Origin of the sequence: Streptococcus pseudopneumoniae (assembly GCF_001074565.1) — a bacterium.
GTDB classification, from domain to species: domain Bacteria; phylum Bacillota; class Bacilli; order Lactobacillales; family Streptococcaceae; genus Streptococcus; species Streptococcus pseudopneumoniae_J.
In genome coordinates this window covers 1-2,343 of the sequence record NZ_JUQX01000055.1, presented here as the reverse complement: position 1 = coordinate 2,343, position 2,343 = coordinate 1, and the positions used below count along the sequence as shown (strand labels likewise).

Annotated in this window: 1 protein-coding gene and 1 pseudogene; both read left to right on the top strand. The window is 40.9% G+C overall.

Features of this window, described 5'->3' with window-relative positions:
* Nucleotides 1–1,582: pseudogene (locus ADI74_RS08040) on the top strand (hypothetical protein); the annotation flags it as partial.
* Nucleotide 1,583: 1 nt separating this feature from the next.
* A complete protein-coding gene (locus ADI74_RS08035) occupies nt 1,584–1,790 on the top strand; it encodes a hypothetical protein (protein ID WP_049538195.1) in 207 nt (68 codons plus the stop codon).
* Nucleotides 1,791–2,343 lie beyond the last annotated feature (553 nt).

Sequence of the window (2,343 nt, the reverse complement as noted above, 5' to 3'; positions counted from 1 at the left end):
CCAGAACCGCTACAGCTATGTGCAGAACAACCCTGTCAACTATACCGACCCGAGTGGGCACTTCTGGAACAGTATCAAAAAAGGCTGGAACTATGTTAAAAAGACGGCCTCTAATGCTTGGAATGGTGTTAAACGAGTCGCATCTAATACCTGGAATACGGTGAAAAGAGTGGCCTCAAACACCTGGAATAGTGTGAAGAGTTTCGCCTCCAAGGCTTGGAATGCGACCAAGAGTGCTTTCAACCACGCGACTAACTGGGTCAGCACTCAATACAATCGCGCATCGAATTGGGTTGGCAGACAGTGGAATAAGGTTCAAACAGCCTACAATAGTGCCAGTGACTATGTACAACAGAAATACCAACAAGCGGCAGCACAGATAGAGGCTAAGCGCCAACAAGTGGTTCGGTCTGCCTATGCGCTGGCAACAGGCTTGAGCTCTTCCCCAACCATCCGAGAAGGTATGAATCTCCTTCGAAACTGGGGTACAGCCTTGCAGAATACCTTAAAACATGTCTGTACAACAGCTGAACGAGTCAAGAATCAAGTCGTTGATTTCGTGAAAAATGTCGACTGGAAGAAGGTTGCCGTAACTGCGGCAGCTATCGGTGTCGGTATTGCTCTTACCGTAGCGACTGGAGGTCTTGGAGCCCCCGTAGCGATGGCTATCGGTGGTGCAGCCTCTGGAGCAATCATCTCAGGATATGATGCCTATAGTTCTGGCCAACGTGGTTGGGAATTGGTTGGTTCGATTGCCAAAGGAGCAGGAACAGGTGCAATCTCAGGTCTTATTGGCGGCCAATTGATGGGAGCAGGAGCTAGTCTAGCAACCAATGTGACTCAAAATATTGGCAATCAAGCAGTTCAACAAGTTGCCAGGATTGGAGTGGAATCTGCGGTTGAGACTGTGATTGACACAGGTATTGATTTGGCCACAGGAAATAAGATTACTGGTCAAACAGTCGCTATGAACTTTGCCTTTAACACCTTTACCAACGGAGTAGGTAGTGTGTCTCCTAAGAAGGCGCCTAAGGCTGATGTGGTGACGACGAAACCGAAATCAGGGGATGTATCAGTCACGAGACCACGTAAGGATGTAACCCCTGTTCAGCAACTAGCATTGCCTGGGCCGACTAGTAAACCACTTGCCTTACCAGCACCAGATCCTGTGTTAGCTTTACCAGCGCCTAAAGTTACATCTAAACCAGATTTTTATGTAGCTCCTGATGGAAGAACTTTACCATCAACTGCCTACCGTTATATGGATTCTAAGTATGCTGAACAGACAATGAAAACTATGGAAGCCCCTGGAAGCTACATCGGTTTATCTAAATTTGATTCAGCAAGTAAGGTGCAAGATGCTTATCAAATATCTCCTGCTTGGAGTAATGCGAAGCTTCGTGGAGAGTTTGATACACTTCAGATAATGGATAATGTGTATGTTCCTAAGGAAGCTGGAGATACAGGAAAAGTTTTGGAGCCAATCACATCTTATTATCCCGAATACGGGAAAGGAGGCTATCCACAATTGAAAACTAATTCGGTAATTGAATTTAAAAAAGTAGATATTATAGGTGACTAATATGAATTATAATGATGTTAAAGAAAAATTATGTAATATTATTATTAAATACATTGATAATCCTGAAATACGTTTACAAATGTTAGAGCAAGCAGAGTCTGTTAATACTGTGAGAGGTGTACTCTATAGTTTAGATAAAGAAAAAAACGGAGATTTAACTCAAGAGGAGATTGATTTTTGTAAAGATTTATTTTTTTACTTTGGTTAAAAATAAAACTTCTAGAGTTTTGGATAGATTCCTACGATAATTTCACTATAGCCTAAAAATTTTATAGAAATTGTTATTGTAGATAATGTTGTGGATGAAATCGTCAGAACCACACCTTATGAAGATTTAAACAAAATTTACTTGAATGTTAAATTACAACGCATTTACATAAAAAAATTTTTATAGCGATTTAGTTTACAAAGATTTTCCAAATTAGTTTAACATTGTGTAAATGGGTAAGGTGGTAATACACAGTTAAAACTAAGAACAAACTATTTGTTAGTGAAAAACTTTTCTCATAATTAGATTCGTTAAAATCTCTTGAAGAATTTCTTCAGGAGATTTTACTTATGGTGCAATATAAAGTTTACTTATAGCTAACTATACTGAACCAACATCGCTTCTGAGAAGAACTTAGAGAACCGCCTGCTTGCGATCAAGGACAAGAAGGGTCTTCTCATGGCTGCGCTTTACGACGGGGATGATAACCATTTCTTCACTGCCAGTCGCAAGGAAGGCAAGAACACCTATCAGCTCTTCCAACGCAAGCCAA

Coding starts and splice junctions, on each gene's coding strand:
- ADI74_RS08035 (WP_049538195.1), top strand. CDS start 1,584: ATGAATTATAATGATGTTAAAGAAAAATTATGTAATATTATTATTAAA.